This window comes from Arthrobacter pullicola (assembly GCF_014836875.1).
In the GTDB taxonomy this organism is placed as follows: Bacteria; Actinomycetota; Actinomycetes; order Actinomycetales; family Micrococcaceae; genus Arthrobacter_B; species Arthrobacter_B pullicola.
Window position 1 is genome coordinate 62,866 of the sequence record NZ_JACSQC010000009.1, and the last position, 17,485, is coordinate 80,350.

Consider the following 17,485-nt stretch of genomic DNA (forward strand, 5'->3'; position numbering starts at 1 on the left):
CATGGAAAGTGAATCTCAACGGCCTACGCGCGCCGAAGCAGCCAGTGCCCTGACCGAACTGGGAGCGGACCGGGAACGGCTGGCAGAGAGCATTCGCGTGCCCTGGCCGCTCCTGGCCGGTTTTGGAGCCGTCGCGGCGTGGTGGGTTGGAGCGGCTGGAACGGCATCTCCCGGCCAGGGCTACGAACCGCCGTCATCCGGGGTGATGATGCTGGTTGTAGTCCTGTTCCTCAGTTACCTGGTCCAGCGGCATACCGGGGTCCGCTTCCGGAGCATGGGATTCCGCGCGGCATTGGCCGTGGCAGGGATCGCAGCCGTCTGCCTGATTCTGTTCAGCACCTCACTGGGATTCGTATCCCTGGGCCTGCCCTGGGCGGTCCTTCTCACCAGCGCCGCCGCGTTTGGCGTAACGACCTGGCTGGCTGCTGTCGCCTACCGGTCCGCAGCCGCGAAACTGCGCCATGGATGAGCCGCGCTTCGACGAAGTTATCCACGCACCGCTGCGGCTGCGGATCTGCGGGCTCCTCCATCCTGTCGACCGGCTCGACTTTGGCGTGCTGCGAACTGCCTTGGACGTTTCGGATGCCACCCTGTCCAAACATGTGAAAACCCTAGCGGAGTCCGGCTATGTCCTAGCCGACAAGACAACGAAGGCAGAGAGGGGAGATGCCCGCCGGGTCATGTGGCTCTCGCTCTCCCGGGCAGGGCGGGCTGCCTTTGATGCGCATGTACGAGCCCTTCAACAGATCGCCGGCACGGCCGGACGATAGGCAGCCAAGTCCGCTGCCCGGGACGAAACTGCGGCGCATCCTGCGCTTAAAGCCAAAGGCCGGGACCCCGTTCGGGATCCCGGCCTTTAGGCTGCTGCGTTAGTGGTTCCGCAGGGCAACGACGGCGTTGTGCCCGCCGAAGCCGAAGGAATTGTTCAGCACCACGATGTCACCCGCGGGCAGGTTGCGGGCCGACGTGACAACGTCGAGCGGAATCTCCGGATCCTGGTTGTCGAGGTTGATGGTGGCGGGTGCCTGCCGCGTGTAAACGGCCATAGCTGTCATCACTGCTTCGACGGCGCCGGAAGCTCCGAGCAGGTGCCCGGTCTGGGACTTCGTCGCCGAGACGGCAACGTTGTCCACGTGCGCGCCGAGGGCGCTCTTCAGAGCGGTGTACTCAGGCTTGTCGCCCACGGGGGTGGAGGTTGCATGCGCGTTAACGTGCACTACGTCTTCGGCGTGCGCGCGGGCATCGAAGAGGGCAGCCTTGAGGGCCCGGGTAGCACCCAGTCCCTCGGGATCGGGAGCCGTAATGTGGTAGGCGTCCGCGGTGACTGCCGTGCCGGCCAGTTCCGCGTAGATCCGGGCACCGCGGGCCAGGGCATGTTCCTCGGCCTCAAGCACCAGGGCGCCGGCACCTTCGCCCATCACGAAGCCGTCGCGGTCCTTGTCATAGGGCCGGGAGGCGCGCTCAGGATCGTCGTTGCGCTTGGAAAGTGCCTGCATGGACGCGAATGAAGCCAGCGGCATCGGGTGGATCGCGGCTTCGGCACCGCCGCACACCACAATGTCGGCTTTGCCGGAACGGATCAGCTCAAGGCCCTGGTGCAGGGACTCGGTGCCGGAGGCGCACGCAGAAACGGGGGTGTGGGCACCCGCGCGGGCACCCAGATCCAGGCTCACTGCGGCGGCCGGGCCGTTGGGCATCAGCATGGGGACCGTCATCGGCAGCACACGCCGTGGGCCCTTTTCCCGCAGGGTGTCCCAGGCATCGAGCAGGGTCCACACACCGCCGATTCCGGTCGCGAAGGACACGGCAAGCCGGTCGTGGTCGACGTCTGATTCGGCCAGCCCGGAGTCGGCCCACGCCTCACGGGAGGCGACGACGGCGAACTGGGTGGAGGGGTCCATCCGCTTGGCTTCGACCCGGGAGAGGACTTCAGTGGCCGGGGTGGACACACGCGCCGCGAAGGTGACGGGCAGGCTGTACTGCTCCACCCAGTCGTCTTCCAATGTGCGGGCACCGGAGACACCCAACAGGGCGTTCTTCCACATGGTCGGGACATCTCCGCCGATCGGCGTCGTTGCGCCGAGGCCGGTAATGACTACTTTGCGGGCCATGATTCACTCTCTCGGAAAAAATTGGGTGGTGCGCCCGCCTGGGCGCGGCGGCGCATGTTGCTGCAAAGGGCGGCCGCCGCACCGGCAGCGGCCGCCCTCCACGAACTACGCCTGGGCGTTGGAGATGAAGTCGACTGCGTCGCCAACGGTCTTGAGGTTCTTGACCTCTTCGTCGGGGATACGCACACCGAACTTTTCCTCGGCGTTGACCACGATGGTCATCATCGAGATGGAGTCGATGTCCAGGTCATCCGTGAAGGACTTGTCGAGCTCGACGGCCTCGGGGGCCAGGCCGGTTTCCTCGTTGACGATCTCGGCGAGACCGGCCAGGATTTCTTCGTTGCTAGCCATGGGGGCTCCTTTTTCTGTGATGCCGGTTCTTAACCGGTCTGGGTTTTCCAACCGCCTGGGGCGGTGTGGCTTGGAAACTAGGGGAGGACTACTACCTGGGCGCCGAAGACCAGCCCGGCACCGAATCCAATCTGCAGCGAGAGTTTCCCGCTGAGTTCGGGATGCTCGGTGAGCAGGCGGTGCGTCGCCAGGGGAATGGAGGCCGCGGAGGTGTTCCCGGCATCGGCAATGTCCCTGGCAATGACCACGGACTCGGGCAGCTTCAGCTGCTTGGCCATCTCATCGATGATCCGCATGTTCGCCTGGTGCGGGACAAAGGCCGAAAGATCGGCCGCGGTGATGCCGGCGGCATCCAGGGCCTGCTGGGCTGCCTTCGCCATTTCCCAGACGGCCCAGCGGAAGACGGTTTGGCCATCCTGGCGCAGCGTGGGCCAGAGCTTGGTCTCGCGTTCGGCGAGGACGGACGCGGGAAGCGTTCCGTCGGTCTCCGCGGCCAGGGAAAGTTCGCGGATTTCCAGCATGGAATGGGTCATGCCGATCGCACCGGACTTGCTGCCGTCTGAACCCCAGACTGACGGGCCAATGCCGGGAGTGTCGGACGGGCCGACGACGACGGCACCGGCGCCGTCGCCGAGGAGGAAGGAAATGGTGCGTTCAGTGTTGTCGATGAAGTCCGACAGCTTCTCCACGCCGACCACCAGGACGTACTCGGCGGCTCCGGAGCGGACGAGGGCGTCCGCCTGGGCAATGCCGTAGCAGTAGCCGGCGCAGGCTGCGGAAACATCGTAGGCCGGTGCCGGGGTGGCGCCGAGGCGGTCGGCGACCTGCGCGGCGGCGGAGGGTGTGGCATACGGATGGGTCACGGTGGAGACGATGACCGCGCCCAGGGCCGAGCCGTCGATTCCGGCCTTTTCCAGGGCCTCGCGCCCGGCCAACTCAGCCATGTCCACCACGGAGGTTCCCTTGTCAGCCCGGTGCCGGGTAACGATGCCCGTGCGCTGGCGGATCCATTCGTCGGAGGAATCGATCCACTGGCAGACGTCGTCGTTGCTGACGATCACATCGGGCCGGAAGGCGCCAAGGCCGTGGATACGGCTGAACTCGTGAACGGGGGACTGCTTCAGGGTGGGCGTGCTCACGCAATACCTTCTTGTGTCGTAACTGCTGCGGCGCCGGAATGCTCAGCAACGAATTCCCGGGCTGCGGCAAGGTCTTCGGGGGTTTTTAGGGCCAGCGACGGCACGCCGCGCATGCCCCGCTTGGCCAACCCGGTGAGGGTGCCGGCCGGGGGGAGTTCCAGGATGCCGGTGACTCCCGCGGCCGTCATGGTTTCCATGCACAGATCCCAGCGCACCGGCCGCGATACCTGTGCGATGAGGCTGTCGAGGTTCGCATCGCCGCCCACTACGGCGGCGCCGTCGTAGTTTGAGAGAAGCGTGGGGCGCGGATCAGCGGGCGAAAGGGAAGGGCGCAGCGCTTCGAGCACGCTCACGGCTGGCTCCATGTGCGCGGTGTGGAAGGCGCCGGCGACCTTAAGCGGAATGACCCGGGCCTTTGCCGGCGGATTCTCCGACAGTGCCTGGAGCTGTTCCAGCGTGCCGGCGGCTACGACCTGGCCGCCGCCGTTGGCGTTGGCAGCTGTGAGGCCTGCTTCCGCCAGGACGCGGGCCACCTCTTCCGGATCGCCGCCAAGGACGGCGCTCATACCGGTGGGCTGCGCTGCAGCGGCCCGTGCCATGGCATTGGCCCGTTCGCGGACAAAAACGATGGCATCATCTTCGGGCAGCGCGCCGGAGACAGCGGCGGCGGTGATCTCACCGACGGAGTGGCCGGCGACGACTGTGGCAGCGGTAAGCGCTTCGGTGTCCAGGAGCTGGCGCGCCGCCACCAGTCCGGCAGCCACGATCAGCGGCTGGGCAACGGCGGTGTCCTTGATGGTCTCCTCATCGGAAACCGTGCCGTGGGCAACGAGGTCCAATCCGGCTACTGCGGAGAGGGCTTCGAGGTGCTCACGCACTCCTGGCAGTTCAAGCCACGGAGAAAGGAAGCCGGGCGTTTGTGACCCCTGGCCGGGGCAGACGATTGCTAGCACGTATCAAGCTTTCCAAAGTTGGCGGGAATTCCCGGGTGTTTAGGTGAACCAAGCTCACCGGAGGGCGTTGTAGGAAGTCTACAAGTGCTGCCGGTGCTGGCAAGGGTGGTTAGCTGCGTGGCGAGGACCGTTCAGGGGCAGCCTTTCCGGTCGGTGAAAGCCGCCCCACCACCAGTGCCGTCTGCAGGACGAACGCTTCCCGCGGCAGCATCGGATCCCAGCCAGTGATGTCACAGACCCGCCTCAGCCGGTAGCGGACGGTGTTTGCATGGACGAAAAGTTCGCGGGCCGTCGCTTCGAGCGAATGGCCAAGGGAGAGGTAGGCGGAGAGTGTTTCGGCCAGTCCGTTGGATGCGGCCAGCAGGGGGCGGTAGATGCTGCGCACCAGGGCTTTGCGGGCCGATTCGTCGCCGGACATCACACGCTCGGGCCAGAGGTCATCAGCCGAGACCGGGCGGGGGGCGGCGGGCCAGGCGCGCGCGGCGGTGAGGCCGGCAAAGGCGGCCTGGGCGGAGGGGCCGGCCTCCACCAGGGAGTCTGCCGGAGGCCCGTAGACCACGGGACCGGGTCCGAAAAGGTCTGCCAGCCGGGTGTAGGAACCGGACTTGTCTGACAATCCGCCCAGGACCAGGATCAACCGGTCCCCCTGGATGCCGACCAGGATGTCTTCCGCGAGCCGGCCGGCCACGCGGCGCAGCTCGTTGACGAAGGTGGGATTCTGGTCTGCGGGGGAGCTGCCGACAATCACTGTGACCCCCGCCGTTGATGTCCAGCCCACAGCCGCGATGCGGGAGCGCAGGGCGTCGGAGCTTTCACCGCGCAGGATCGCGTCCACGACCAGCGCCTCAAGGCGCGTGTCCCAGGCACCGCGGGTTTCCGCGGCCCGGGCGTAAACATCCGCGGCTGCGAAGGCGACTTCGCGGGAGTACCGCAGGACAGCCTCGCGCAGGGGCCCCTGGGCGGAGCCGGCCGCGAGCTCCGGCACCCGGTCTTCGACGACCTGCACCACAACACGGATGAGGGCGAGTGCCTTCTGCAGGCTGATTGCCCGGGTTAGTTCGGTGGGCGCCGTTCCGAAGACATCGCTGAGGACCCATGCCGGTGAGGCGGGGCGCTCGTACCAATTAACGAACGAGGCGATGCCTTTCTGGGCCACCATGCCCAGTGCGGAACGTTCATCCGGGCGCAGCCCCCGGTACCAGGGGAGGGACACGTCGAGCTGCTTCATTGTGGCGGTGGACAGCTTGCCGATGTTCGCCTTGAGCCGTTCCAGGACCACCGGGTCGGCGCCGTTCTCATCCGGCGCAGTGGAGTCATTGCGTACAGAATGGGGAACTGGCATGTCTTGAGCTTACGACTTCAGACAGACAACCTCCATTTTGTGTGAAGGCTACAACTCCCCGGCCTTCAGGGCAGGAGGCGGCCGGCACCGGCGGGTGCAGGGAAGCTAGGCGTCACCGCCGGCGTTGCCGCTGGTTCCCTTCGTGACGTCGTACAGGTGGTACTTGCCGATGGCCTGCTTCGGTGCCGCGGAATCCACCTCACCGCGCCGGGCCAGCATCTCCAGGGCACGGACGACCATGGAGTGGCTGTCGATCTTGAAGTACCGGCGGGCCGCCGCCCGGGTATCGGCGAAGCCGAAGCCATCCGCTCCCAGAGCCGCGAACTCATTCGGCAGGAACTGGCGGATCTGGTCCGGAACTGCCTTCATGTAATCCGTGGACGCCACGATTGGCCCCGTGGCGCCGGACATCTGCTGGGTGACGAACGGAACCCTGGGCTCGGCATCCGGATGCAGGAAGGCATCCTCCTCCGCGGCGAGCCCGTCGCGGCGCAGCTCGTTCCAGGACGTGACAGACCAGACGTCCGCGGACACGCCCCAGTCATCGGCCAGCAGCTGCTGGGCTTCCAGTGCCCAGGGAACCGCGACGCCGGAGGCCAGGAGCTGTGTGCGGGGCCCGTCGATGCTGGCGGTGGAGAGCAGGTAAATTCCCCGGATGACGCCTTCGACGTCGAGTTCCTCCGGCGCCTTGGGCTGAAGGATCGGCTCGTTGTAAGCCATGATGTTGTAAATCACGTTCGGGTCGGCGGAGCCGGGACCGTACATTTCGTCGAGACCGTGGCGCACAATGTGCCCGATCTCGTAGCCGTAGGCCGGATCGTAGGTCTTCACCGCGGGGTTGGTGGAGGCCAGGATCGGGGAATGCCCGTCCGCATGCTGCAGGCCCTCACCGGTCAGGGTGGTGCGGCCGGCGGTCGCGGAGATCAGGAAGCCGCGGGCCATCTGGTCAGCAGCGGCCCAGAGGTAGTCGCCGGTGCGCTGGAAACCGAACATCGAATAGAACACGTACACCGGGATCAGGGGAACTCCCTGGGTGGCGTATGCCGTGCCTGCGGCAGTGAACGCGGCGATCGAACCTGCCTCGTTGATGCCCACGTGCACGATCTGCCCCTGCGGGGATTCCTTGTAAGCCAGCATCAGATCACGATCCACAGAGAGGTAGTTCTGTCCCTGCGGGTTGTAGATCTTGGCTGTCGGGAAAAATGAATCCATGCCAAAGGTCCGGGCTTCATCCGGGATGACCGGGACAACCCGCATCCCGAATTCCTTATCCCGCATCAGGTCCTTCAACAGCCGGACGAAGGCCATGGTGGTGGCGGCCATCTGCTTGCCCGAGCCGCGGTTGGCCACTTCGTAGGACTTTTCCCCCGGCAGGTGAATGGGTTTGTAGTCCGTGCGCCGCTCGGGCAGGAAACCTCCCAGTTCCCGCCTGCGGTCCAGCATGTACCGGATCTCGGGAGACTGCGGCCCGGGGTTGTAATACGGCGGACGGTACGGGTCCGCCTCCAGCTGGTCATCCGTGACGGGAATCCGCAGGTAGTCGCGGAAGAGTTTCAGGTCATCCAGGGTCAGCTTCTTCATTTGGTGGGTTGCGTTGCGGGCTTCGAAGTGCGGCCCCAGGCCGTAGCCTTTGACGGTCTGCGCCAGGATCACCGTGGGCTTTCCCTTGAACTCCATGGCGGCCTTGTAGGCGGCGTAAACCTTCCGGTAGTCGTGTCCGCCGCGCTTGAGGTTCCAGATCTCGTCGTCGGACAGGTCAGCGACCATGGCCTTGGTCTGCGGGGACTTGCCGAAAAAATGGTCGCGGATAAAGCCGCCGGATTCGGCCTTGTAGGTCTGGTAATCGCCGTCGAGGGTGGAGTTCATGATCTTGACCAGGGCGCCGTCGGTATCCTTCTCCAGCAGCGCGTCCCATTCCCGGCCCCAGACCACCTTGATCACGTTCCAGCCGGCCCCGCGGAAGAACGCTTCGAGTTCCTGCATGATTTTGCCGTTGCCGCGCACCGGACCGTCCAGGCGCTGCAGGTTGCAGTTGATCACGAACGTGAGGTTATCCAGTTTGTCGTTCGCGGCCACATGCAGCAGCCCGCGTGATTCAGGTTCGTCCATTTCGCCGTCGCCCAGGAACGCCCAGACGTGCTGGTCGGAGGTGTCCTTCATGCCGCGGTTGTCCATATACCGGTTCAGCTGGGCCTGGTAGATCGCGTTCATCGGGCCGATGCCCATGGACACGGTGGGGAATTCCCAGAACTCGGGCATGGATCGTGGATGCGGATAGGAGGACAGTGCATGGCCTTCGCGGGACTTTTCCTGCCGGAAGCCGTCCATGTCCTCCTCGGACAGGCGCCCCTCGAGGAACGCCCGGGCGTACATTCCCGGCGCTGCGTGGCCCTGGAAGAAAATCTGGTCCCCCCGGCCCGGGTGGTCCTTGCCGCGGAAGAAATGGTTCATGCCCACCTCGTACAGCGTCGCTGCACCGGCGAACGTGGAGATGTGGCCGCCAACCCCAACCCCGGGCCGCTGCGCCCGGTGCACCATCACAGCAGCGTTCCAGCGCATCCAGGCCCGGAAACGCCGCTCAAACTCCTCGTCGCCGGGGAACTCAGGTTCCTGGTCCACCGGGATGGTGTTGATGTAGTCGGTGGTGGTCACCATCGGAACTCCGATGGAATGCGCTCCGGCCCGCTGGAGGAGGGAACGCATGATGAACTGCGCCCGCTCGGTGCCTTCGGTCCGGACCAGGTCGTCGAGGGACTCGATCCATTCGGCGGTTTCTTCCGGGTCGCTGTCCGGCAGCTGGCCGGTCAGCCCGCTGAGGATGTCCGTTCTGTCTTCTGCGGCCACGAAACTCTCCTATGCACAGATTGTGTCTGGACGTTGGTCCTGTGCTGCGGTGGTGGTGGTGCCCGGACCTGTCCGCCGGACGGGTAGGTGCGATCAGCCGGCGGCCGGCTGCGCCTGCCCCCGTGCCCTTAAGGCCACTGTAGACCGGCACGGAACCCTTGCGTAGCCTTCCGGGCGAACCTCGCCCGCGGGTGCGTCCGGTACGGCGGCAGTGCGCCGGGGGCGCCGCTCCAGGCGGCATGCAGCACTCCGGATTCAGGCCCGCGCATCGTCAGTGGCCCTTGAAGCTTGCTGTTAAAAGGTGTTCCCTTGAGTCAGGGAAAGGGCAGTTCGGGCGAAGATGTGATTCCCTTGTATTTATGCAGTCAACCAGGAGGAGTGAAGTGAGCGAGGCCGATGCCGTCACGGAAAGCAACGTGGCGGAAAGAATGGGTTTTAAAGACGGTGACCTGATTCAGGAATTCGGCTACGACGACGACGTCGACTTTGATCTGCGGGAGGACCTCGAGGACTTAGTCGGCGGAGAACTCCTCACTGAAGACGACCACGACGTAGTCGACGGGGTAATCCTGTGGTGGCGTGCCGATGACGGGGATCTGGTCGATGCACTTGTCGATTCCCTGACCACACTCGATGACGGCGGCGTCGTTTGGGTCCTGACTCCGAAATCGGGCCGGGCCGGCTATGTTCCGCCAGCGGACATCGAAGAGGCAGCACCGACCGCGGGGCTGCACGTGACAACCTCTCCAGGCGTTTGCCAGGACTGGGCTGCCACCCGCCTGGTGAGCCGCAGGAAGAAATAGTCCGCATTGACACCCGAAACGGCGCAGGGCCCCGGCATCGGGGACCCTGCCCCGAGCTTTGACCTTCCCAATCAATACGGGGAGCGGGTAAGCCTCGACGGGTTCGCAGGGCGCCCGGTCGTCCTGGTCTTCTATCCGTTCGCGTTTTCCCGGGTTTGTTCCGGGGAGCTTTCCAGCCTCGCGGAGCAACAGCCCGCTTTTGCCGAGGCCGGAGCTGCTCTGCTGGCAGTCTCCTGCGACGCTAAGTACGCGCTCCGCGCCTGGGCCATGGCACAGGGCTGGTCCTTTGACCTGCTTTCGGATTTTTGGCCGCACGGAGACGTGGCCCGGCGCTACGGCGTCCTGGATGAAGGGCGCGGACTGGCAACAAGGTCCAGCTTCTTCATTGGGCCGGACAAGACAATCCGGCACATCCTGCGCTCCTCGATGAACGCTCCCCGAAACCCGGACGAATACCTCCGGGCACTTGAGGGCATGACGGCCGCTGGACGTGCCTGAAGTGACCGGCTCCCGCAAACCTCCGGCGGATCCAGGAACAGGCCTCACCGGTTTCGCGGCACGGGAGGCCTCTGAGGCCTCGGCTGAACCAACAGAAACCGAACGCCGGGAACTGGACGCCGCCGTCGAACTTCTCGCCGGGCGCCGGATGGCGCTGCTGACCGGCGCCGGCCTCAGCACCGATTCGGGCATCCCGGACTACCGCGGCCCCGACGCCCCGCCGCGCAACCCGATGACCTACCAGCAGTTCGTCGGTGACCCCGTGCTGCGCCAGCGTTACTGGGCCCGCAACCACGTCGGCTGGCACCATCTGCGGCATGCCGTGCCTAACGCCGGCCACGAGGCCGTGGTGCACCTGGAAGAGCGGGGGCTGCTGACGGGAGTCATCACCCAGAACGTGGACCGGCTCCACAGCGATGCCGGAAGCGTCCGGGTCATCGACCTGCACGGCCGGTACGACCGCGTGCTGTGCCTGTCCTGCGGATCCGTGTACACCAGGGAGGGGATAGCCAGGCTGCTGGAGCGGCTGAATCCCGGGTACCTGGACCGGGTCGCTGCGGAAGGCGAAATCGCGCCGGACGCTGACGCGGAGGTTTCCGACACGGCAGACTTCGTTGTCGCTGACTGCCCCGTCTGCGAGGGCATGCTTAAGCCTGACTTCGTGTACTTCGGGGAGAACGTGCCCAAGGACCGTGTCAGGCTCGCTTACGCAGCGGTGGACGACGCCGGTGCACTGTTGGTTGCCGGCTCCTCGCTGACAGTGATGAGCGGGCTGCGGTTTGTCCGGCATGCGGCCAAGGAAGGGAAGCCTGTGGTGATCATCAACCGGGGCCAGACGCGTGGAGATGAATTGGCGGACCTGAAAATCGACATGGGTGTAGGCACGGCCCTTCAATACCTTGCCCGCTCCCTGCCTGATGCTGCGTCCAGCGTCCCGCACCATCCGGGGCGCCACTCGGATTAGGTATTTGGTGAGGCTTTCCGGTAATGTAATTCCTCGTGATGCGGCGCTGGCCGGGTTTTTCCCAGCTGGCATAACGAATCACGTCGGGTCTTTAGCTCAGCTGGTAGAGCGCCACGTTTACACCGTGGATGTCATCGGTTCGATCCCGGTAGGACCCACCGGCTAAACCCGTCTGCAGGAACATCTGCAGGCGGGTTTTTTCGTGCCTGGCCCCGGGTGGCATCAACGATTCCGAGCAGCCGGACAGACCATGCACATCGAACTCAAAGACTCTGCTGGTACCAAGGAAGAGGTGCATTTTCCGCACCGTTGTTCCGCTGGTACCTGAAAGAAATAACGACCTTGCGCACTGATCTCCTCAAGCCTCTCCTGGCGTCCCTGCTTTCGGCAGGACTGCTGTTGACGGCGGTCACCGGATGCACCGGTGAACCGGAAGCAGGAACCGTGACTCTGCCCGGCAGCACCGAGACGCCATCGGCCACTGCCGAGCCCGAGCTGGCGCTGCAGGCCGAACTCGACGGTTATGCCGCGGAAACCGGCACGGACTTCTCCGTCGCGATCTATGAATACGAATCGGGCCGCGCCTGGTCCTACAACCCGGACGGCCGGTACCTGGAAGCAAGCCTGGTCAAGGTGCCGATCCTGCTTACTCTGCTGCGGCAGGCCACCGAGGAGGAGCGCGGGCTCACCGACGCCGAACTGCTGATGGCGGAGCTGATGATCTGCCAGAGTGACAACGCCGCCACCGACGAGCTGTATGCCGCCATCGGCGGGGCGGAGGAACTGCAGCGGACCTATGGCCTGCTCGGCGTCACCGAGACAGAGGCCGGCGATGTCTGGGGTGCCAACGAAACCGTCGCTGAAGACCAGCTGAGGATTGCGACGGCGGTTGCCCTGGGGGTGGACTGGGTCCGGCCCGACCTGCAGGACTACGCCGTTGGCCTCCTGGAAAATGTGGTGCCGGAGCAGACCTGGGGGATCACCGCAGGCATTCTGAATCCGGTCGCGGAAGTCGGGCTGAAGAACGGCTGGCTCCAGGACGATCTGCTGGCCTGGAACGTTGGAAGCTCCGGTTTCGTGGTCGGCGGTACCACGGAGTACAGCATCGTGGTCCTGACGGCCGGCACCGACAGCCTTGACGAGGGCATTTCCATCCTCGAAGGCGCCGCGGCCATCGTGAACCGCTGGGAACTCGCCGGTGCCGGTTAGCGTGCCGGCACATCAGGTTCCCGGCCCGGATTCTGGCGGGGATTTCCGGGGTGGGCCTCGAACCAGCGGTGGTAGGCGGACACAAACGGCATGGCAGTGAATCCGTGCGCGAAAACGCTCAGCCCCACCGTAACGACCACCGTTGTCAGGAGCGTAGTTGCGTAGGGGGTTTCGCGTTCAAACGCGAGCAGGCCGAACACCACGGAGGCCAGCCCACGGGGACCGAACCACCCCATAAACGCCAGGGTGGGCCATCTCGCCCCGCTGCCGATCATTGCGGCGGCCACCGGCAGCATCCGTACAACCGTGAGGCTCAGCACCGCATAAGCGATGATCTGCCAGGTAATGTGGGGGAGCGCGATGAGGACGGCTACCGAACCGAAAATCATCCACGTCCCCGCAGCGAGGACGCTCCCGGCTTCGGCGGTGAACCGTGTCGTGTCCACATTGCCGGCTCCCGAACTCCAGCGGAACGCCATTCCGCCCACAAAGGCAGCGATGAAGACACTGCCGCCCAGCGTTCCCGCCGCTGAGAAGGCACCCAGCGCCACCGCAAGAGTGAACGGCTGGTGCCACTCGGACAGGAACCAGTCCCTGGCACGCGCGGCCCGCAGCAGGTACCCGCCGGCTCCTCCCATCACAACGCCCGCCAGGACCCCCCAGCCGATCTGTTCCGTGATGGCACTGGCGACTGCCGACCGCACATTGCCATCCAGCGTCGCCAGTGAGATGTCCAGGGACACCAGAAAAAAGGGCACCGCGATTCCGTCATTCAGACCGCTTTCCACGTTGAGCGCCTGACGCACCTGTCCCGGGACCGCAGGGTCTTCCACAACGCGCTGGCCCAGGGCGGCGTCGGTTGCGCAGAGCATCGCGGAGAGCAGGAAGACGCTGGCCAGCGGAAGGTCCGGGAAGAGAAGCATCCCGGCGCCGAGGCCCAGGAGAAGGGTCAGCGGCAGGCCGATGAGCAGCAGCCTGCCCGGCCACCCGAGACTGCGGCGCAGGACACCGAGATCCAGGCGCGCAGCGTCGGTGAAGAGCAGGAAGACCAGGGCCAGCTCGGTGATCTGCTCTGCGGCGGCGCTGTCCAGCCCGATTCCGAGTGACCCGCCGGAAACGGTACCGAGGATCAGCCCGGCGAGTACGAACGCCATGGCTGACGTCACACCCCGGCGGCTCAGCGGCCCTGAAAAGGCGCTGAAAAGCACCAGCACCACGGTTCCGAGCAGCAGCGCGATCATCCTGTTCCTCCCCGTGCCCGCCGCCGCAGCGGCGGCCTTGCCTGGCCCGCATGGACGTGCCCAGGGGCCAACCTACGAGACAGCTCCATTGCTGGTCGAGAGCGGCGGCCCGGGCGGAGAGTCCAAAGAGGGCCAAAGACAGGTAAACCAGGGAGGACCCATCCCGTCAGGGGGAGGGATTCGATATTCTTTGGACGTCGACTGCTGAGCACGAACGGCCCCGGAATACGTGCCGGACCGGATGCAGAAGCCGTCGAAGAGAGGTCGCCAATCATGGTCAGGACCAGGGTTAAACACCCGAGCGTCGCGGAACGTGTGGAAGCCGGCAAGGACTGCCGGAAGAGAACACCCCTCTCCGCCCTCGAGGGGTGGGTTCCAGCTCCCGGCCGCCCGGACCCCGTCGCGCTCATCGAAGAACAAAACCTCACCCGCGAACCGGACCTCGTTCCGGTGCGTCACGGCCGGATGCTGGCCTCTCCCTTCACTTTTTACCGGGGGGCGGCCAAGATCATGGCCGCTGACCTCAAGGACACGCCGCGGGCCGGACTGACCACGCAGCTGTGCGGCGACGCCCATCTGTCCAACTTCGGCGTGTTCGCTTCACCGGAGCGGATCCTGCTGTTCGACCTTAACGATTTCGACGAGACGCTTCCCGGACCCTTCGAGTACGACGTGCTGCGGATGTCCGCCAGTTTCACGATTGCGGCCCGGAACAACGGCTTCACAGCCGAAGAGGCGCTCGGGGTCACCCTTGCTGCGGTCCGGGCGTACCGCGAAGCGATGCGCGGGTTCGCGAAAATGGGCACTCTGGACATCTGGTACGCCCGTCTGGCGGAGGCTGATCTTCTGTCAGCGATCGAGCTGGCGGTGGACACCAGCAAGGGAAAGGAGCAGAAAAAAGCGGCGAAGCGAGCCGAAAAGAACGCGGAGAAGACCGCCCGGAAGGCACGTTCCCGGGACAGCCTGCAGGCACTGTCCAAGCTGGCGGAGCGGGTGGACGGAAAATACCGCATCGTCAGCCAGCCGCCGATTCTCATCCCTGTCCGGGAGCTGGGGGATTCGTTGGGACTCTCCCCGGAGGAAATGCAGGACGCAGCCCGTGAACAGCTCCGGTCCTACCGGTCGACCTTGCAGGATGACAGACGGCTCCTCCTCGAGCGCTTCGAAATCGTCGACGTCGCCCGCAAGGTAGTGGGTGTGGGCAGCGTCGGTACCCGGGCCTTCATCGCCCTGCTGCAGGGCCGTGATGCGGAGGATCCACTGTTCCTGCAGGTGAAGGAAGCGACCCGGTCAGTCCTTGAAGACCACCTGCCTAAAAGCAAATACCGCCAGCCGGGCGAGCGGGTGGTGCAGGGACAACGCAGGATGCAGGCCGCGAGCGACATTTTCCTCGGGTGGACCAAAGGGGTGCAGGAGAACCGGTACCTGTACTGGCGCCAGCTGCGGGATATGAAGGGCTCCGTAGTGGTGGAGGCGATGAAGCCCCTTGGCATGGACTTCTACGCCCGCACGTGTGGCTGGACCCTGGCGCGGGCCCATGCGAGATCGGGGGACCCGATCGCGATCGCAGCCTATCTTGGGAAGAGCGGGAAGTTTGACGACGCCGTCACCGACTTCTGCGGGCGTTACGCGGATCAAAACGAACAGGACTACCAGGCCTTCGCCGAAGCAGTGCGCTCCGGACGCCTGGCAGCGCTGGAAGGGGTCTAGGCCTGGGCGCTGGACCCGGGAAAACCCGCATGGCTTCCGTTACGTGTCACGCGTCGCACACCCCCGTGTGGCGGGGGCACCCTGAAGGAGAATAGGCTGGAGCCTGAAGACGGCGCGATCGGTGCGCCGACACCGTGCTGCGGCAAGCGGCACCTAAAGAATCCTTGGAGTGAACTTTGAGCGCACAGATAGGTGTGACCGGCCTGGCCGTTATGGGGGCCAACCTGGCCCGCAACCTGGCCCGCAACGGCTACACGGTGGCCCTGCACAACCGGTCAGTGGAAAAGACGGATGCCCTGCTCTCCGCCCACGGCGATGAAGGCGACTTCATCCGCACGGAGACGCTGCAGGAACTCGTCGATTCGCTGGAGAAGCCGCGCCGCGTGCTGATCATGGTGAAGGCGGGAGCACCCGTTGACTCCGTTATCGACCAGCTGGTCCCGCTCCTGGAAGCCGGGGACATCGTCATTGACGCCGGCAACTCGCACTACGAGGACACCCGCCGCCGCGAAGCTGCGCTGGCGGAAAAGGACCTCCACTTCGTCGGCGTAGGCGTTTCCGGCGGCGAGGAAGGCGCACTTCTCGGCCCCTCGATCATGCCCGGCGGCTCACGGGAATCCTACGATTCCCTCGGCCCCATGCTGGAAAAGATCTCCGCCAAGTACAACGGTGAACCGTGCTGCACCTGGGTGGGAACCGACGGTGCCGGCCACTTCGTGAAGATGGTCCACAACGGCATCGAATACGCGGATATGCAGGTTATCGGCGAGGCCTACGACCTGCTGCGCTCGGCCGCGGGCATCGAGCCGGCTGAACAGGCTGAGATCTTCACCGAATGGAACAAGGGCCAGCTGAGCTCCTTCCTCATCGAGATCACCGCTGAAGTCCTGGCCCACACGGATGCCAAGACCGGCAAGCCTTTCGTCGACGTCGTGGTGGACTCCGCCGGGCAGAAGGGCACCGGCCGCTGGACGGTCGTCTCCGGGCTTGACCTTGGCTCTCCGGTGTCGGCGATCGCCGAATCCGTCTTCGCCCGGGCCCTTTCCTCCCAGCGCGGCCAGCGCGAAGAGGCCCAGGACATCCTCGCCGGCGAGGAAATCGCCGTCGAACTGCCCGAGACTTTTGTCGAGGACGTGCGGCAGGCGCTGTACGCCTCCAAGCTGGTCAGCTACGCCCAGGGACTGGACATGCTCACCGGGGCTGCCAAGACGTACGGCTGGGACCTGAAGCTGGACGAGATCGCCTCCCTGTGGCGTGCCGGCTGCATCATCCGGGCGGAGCTGCTGGACGACATCATGAAGGCCTACGCAGACGGTAAGGCTCCGGCCAACCTGCTGCTGGCCCCGGCGTTCGCCGAGTCCATCGCCGCGGCTCTCCCGGCCTGGCGCCGGGTAGTGTCGGTTGCCGTGCAGCTGGGCATTCCGGTACCGGTCTTCTCCTCCTCACTGGCTTACTACGACGGCCTGCGCCGCAAGCGGCTTCCGGCCGCCCTGACCCAGGGCCTGCGGGACCTCTTCGGTGCGCACACCTACAACCGGGTCGACGCCGAGGGCACCTTCCACACGCTGTGGAGCGGTGACCACTCAGAAATCGAAGCTGTGGACACCCACTAGGTAACCCAGGCAGAGACCTAAAAGGCCGGCCGCCCCCGAAAGGGGCCGCCGGCCGTTTTAGATGTTACGGGCTGGAAGCCGGTGCGGCTGACGAGATGTAGATTGCCGGATCGACGTACTCGGCGGGGTCCACGGCCGGCTGGGTCATCTTCGCGTCACGGTGGCGCCAGGTGGCCGGGATGCCGGTGATGATGGAATCAGCAGGGGCGTCCTTGACGACGACGGCGTTGGCCCCCACGGCACTGTTGGCACCGATGGTGACCGGCCCCAGGACCTTTGCTCCGGCGCCCACCACAACACCGTTGCACAGAGTGGGATGCCGCTTGACCTTGGCCAGCGAACGTCCGCCCAGGGTCACGCCGTGATAGAGCATCACATCGTCACCGATCTCAGCGGTCTCGCCAATGACGACGCCCATGCCGTGGTCGATGAAGAACCGCCGGCCGATGGTCGCCCCCGGATGAATCTCGATGCCGGTGGCGAACCGGGTGAACTGGGACAATGCCCGCGCGGGAAAGCGGAGGGCGGGGTTTGCCCACATCTTGTGGGTCAGCCGGTGCATCCAGATGGCATGCAGGCCGGAATAGACAACGATGTTCTCGAGCGGACCCCGCGCCGCCGGGTCATGGGACGCGGCGGCGTCGAGGTCTTCACGCAGTCGTGACAGGAGGCTCACGTGGGACTTTCTGCTTGGTTTTTCCGCCGGA

At 65.3% G+C, this 17,485-nt stretch carries 16 protein-coding genes and 1 tRNA gene; 9 read left to right on the plus strand and 8 right to left on the minus strand.

From position 1 onward, the window contains the following. The first annotated feature begins 1 nt into the window (after position 1). Complete coding sequence (locus H9638_RS15885; protein ID WP_191749055.1) at positions 2-469, plus strand: hypothetical protein; 468 nt, start codon at positions 2-4, stop codon at positions 467-469. After that, the gene (locus H9638_RS15890; RefSeq protein WP_191749057.1) at positions 462-770 is read left to right on the plus strand and encodes a transcriptional regulator; all 309 of its coding nucleotides are present in this window, start codon (positions 462-464) and stop codon (positions 768-770) included. The genes H9638_RS15885 and H9638_RS15890 overlap by 8 nt, the downstream gene beginning before the upstream one ends. Positions 771-869: 99 nt before the next feature. Here H9638_RS15890 and fabF read toward each other — a convergent pair whose 3' ends face one another. The 6 genes from fabF to aceE form a co-directional block, all read right to left on the minus strand. After that, positions 870-2,111 (minus strand): beta-ketoacyl-ACP synthase II, encoded by a 1,242-nt coding sequence (gene fabF / locus H9638_RS15895; protein WP_191749059.1) that lies wholly within the window; start codon positions 2,109-2,111, stop codon positions 870-872. A gap of 105 nt (positions 2,112-2,216) precedes the next feature. Next, positions 2,217-2,462 (minus strand): acyl carrier protein, encoded by a 246-nt coding sequence (locus tag H9638_RS15900; RefSeq protein WP_055240832.1) that lies wholly within the window; start codon positions 2,460-2,462, stop codon positions 2,217-2,219. 77 nt (positions 2,463-2,539) lie between these two features. Then, positions 2,540-3,601, minus strand: coding sequence for a beta-ketoacyl-ACP synthase III (locus H9638_RS15905; RefSeq protein ID WP_191749061.1), 1,062 nt, complete (start codon positions 3,599-3,601; stop codon positions 2,540-2,542). Further along, complete coding sequence (locus H9638_RS15910) at positions 3,598-4,554, minus strand: ACP S-malonyltransferase (protein ID WP_191749062.1); 957 nt, start codon at positions 4,552-4,554, stop codon at positions 3,598-3,600. Before H9638_RS15910 ends, H9638_RS15905 begins: the two co-directional genes overlap by 4 nt. Positions 4,555-4,663: 109 nt before the next feature. Next, positions 4,664-5,896 (minus strand): PucR family transcriptional regulator, encoded by a 1,233-nt coding sequence (locus H9638_RS15915; protein ID WP_191749064.1) that lies wholly within the window; start codon positions 5,894-5,896, stop codon positions 4,664-4,666. A gap of 105 nt (positions 5,897-6,001) precedes the next feature. Then, complete coding sequence (gene aceE, locus H9638_RS15920) at positions 6,002-8,740, minus strand: pyruvate dehydrogenase (acetyl-transferring), homodimeric type (protein ID WP_191749066.1); 2,739 nt, start codon at positions 8,738-8,740, stop codon at positions 6,002-6,004. A gap of 383 nt (positions 8,741-9,123) precedes the next feature. Here aceE and H9638_RS15925 point away from each other — a divergent pair, with 383 nt between their 5' ends. The 5 genes from H9638_RS15925 (at position 9,124) to H9638_RS15945 (ending at position 12,214) form a co-directional block, all read left to right on the plus strand. After that, positions 9,124-9,543, plus strand: coding sequence for a DUF3052 domain-containing protein (locus tag H9638_RS15925; RefSeq protein WP_191749068.1), 420 nt, complete (start codon positions 9,124-9,126; stop codon positions 9,541-9,543). Between the two features lie 6 nt (positions 9,544-9,549). Next, positions 9,550-10,041, plus strand: coding sequence for a peroxiredoxin (locus H9638_RS15930; RefSeq protein ID WP_191749070.1), 492 nt, complete (start codon positions 9,550-9,552; stop codon positions 10,039-10,041). After that, a complete protein-coding gene (locus H9638_RS15935) occupies positions 10,034-11,005 on the plus strand; it encodes an NAD-dependent protein deacetylase (protein WP_318241910.1) in 972 nt (323 codons plus the stop codon). The genes H9638_RS15930 and H9638_RS15935 overlap by 8 nt, the downstream gene beginning before the upstream one ends. Before the next feature lie 85 nt (positions 11,006-11,090). Beyond that, positions 11,091-11,163: transfer RNA gene (locus H9638_RS15940), tRNA-Val, on the plus strand. A 184-nt stretch (positions 11,164-11,347) separates the two neighbouring features. Beyond that, positions 11,348-12,214, plus strand: a complete 867-nt coding sequence (locus H9638_RS15945; RefSeq protein WP_191749072.1) for a serine hydrolase — start codon at positions 11,348-11,350, stop codon at positions 12,212-12,214. On the opposite strand, the gene H9638_RS15950 is transcribed toward H9638_RS15945, so the two are convergent. Next, entirely contained in the window at positions 12,211-13,455 is a 1,245-nt protein-coding gene (locus H9638_RS15950; RefSeq protein ID WP_191749074.1) for a cation:proton antiporter domain-containing protein, read from the minus strand. The two genes, H9638_RS15945 and H9638_RS15950, sit on opposite strands and share 4 nt — an antisense overlap. Before the next feature lie 273 nt (positions 13,456-13,728). Between H9638_RS15950 and H9638_RS15955 the strand changes: the two genes are divergently transcribed. Then, the gene (locus tag H9638_RS15955) at positions 13,729-15,165 is read left to right on the plus strand and encodes a DUF2252 domain-containing protein (RefSeq protein ID WP_191749076.1); all 1,437 of its coding nucleotides are present in this window, start codon (positions 13,729-13,731) and stop codon (positions 15,163-15,165) included. Positions 15,166-15,341: 176 nt separating this feature from the next. Then, positions 15,342-16,778 (plus strand): NADP-dependent phosphogluconate dehydrogenase, encoded by a 1,437-nt coding sequence (gene gndA / locus H9638_RS15960; protein WP_191749078.1) that lies wholly within the window; start codon positions 15,342-15,344, stop codon positions 16,776-16,778. A 64-nt stretch (positions 16,779-16,842) separates the two neighbouring features. On the opposite strand, the gene epsC is transcribed toward gndA, so the two are convergent. Continuing rightward, positions 16,843-17,454: a serine O-acetyltransferase EpsC gene (gene epsC, locus H9638_RS15965; protein WP_191749080.1), complete on the minus strand. Its 612-nt coding sequence runs from the start codon at positions 17,452-17,454 to the stop codon at positions 16,843-16,845. Positions 17,455-17,485: the final 31 nt, after the last annotated feature.

Excerpts from the sequence above, each read along its gene's own strand:
- H9638_RS15885 (WP_191749055.1), top strand. The coding sequence starts at position 2 with ATGGAAAGTGAATCTCAACGGCCTACGCGCGCCGAAGCAGCCAGTGCC.
- H9638_RS15890 (WP_191749057.1), top strand. The coding sequence starts at position 462 with ATGGATGAGCCGCGCTTCGACGAAGTTATCCACGCACCGCTGCGGCTG.
- fabF (WP_191749059.1), bottom strand. The coding sequence starts at position 2,111 with ATGGCCCGCAAAGTAGTCATTACCGGCCTCGGCGCAACGACGCCGATC.
- H9638_RS15900 (WP_055240832.1), bottom strand. The coding sequence starts at position 2,462 with ATGGCTAGCAACGAAGAAATCCTGGCCGGTCTCGCCGAGATCGTCAAC.
- H9638_RS15915 (WP_191749064.1), bottom strand. The coding sequence starts at position 5,896 with ATGCCAGTTCCCCATTCTGTACGCAATGACTCCACTGCGCCGGATGAG.
- H9638_RS15950 (WP_191749074.1), bottom strand. The coding sequence starts at position 13,455 with ATGATCGCGCTGCTGCTCGGAACCGTGGTGCTGGTGCTTTTCAGCGCC.
- H9638_RS15955 (WP_191749076.1), top strand. The coding sequence starts at position 13,729 with ATGGTCAGGACCAGGGTTAAACACCCGAGCGTCGCGGAACGTGTGGAA.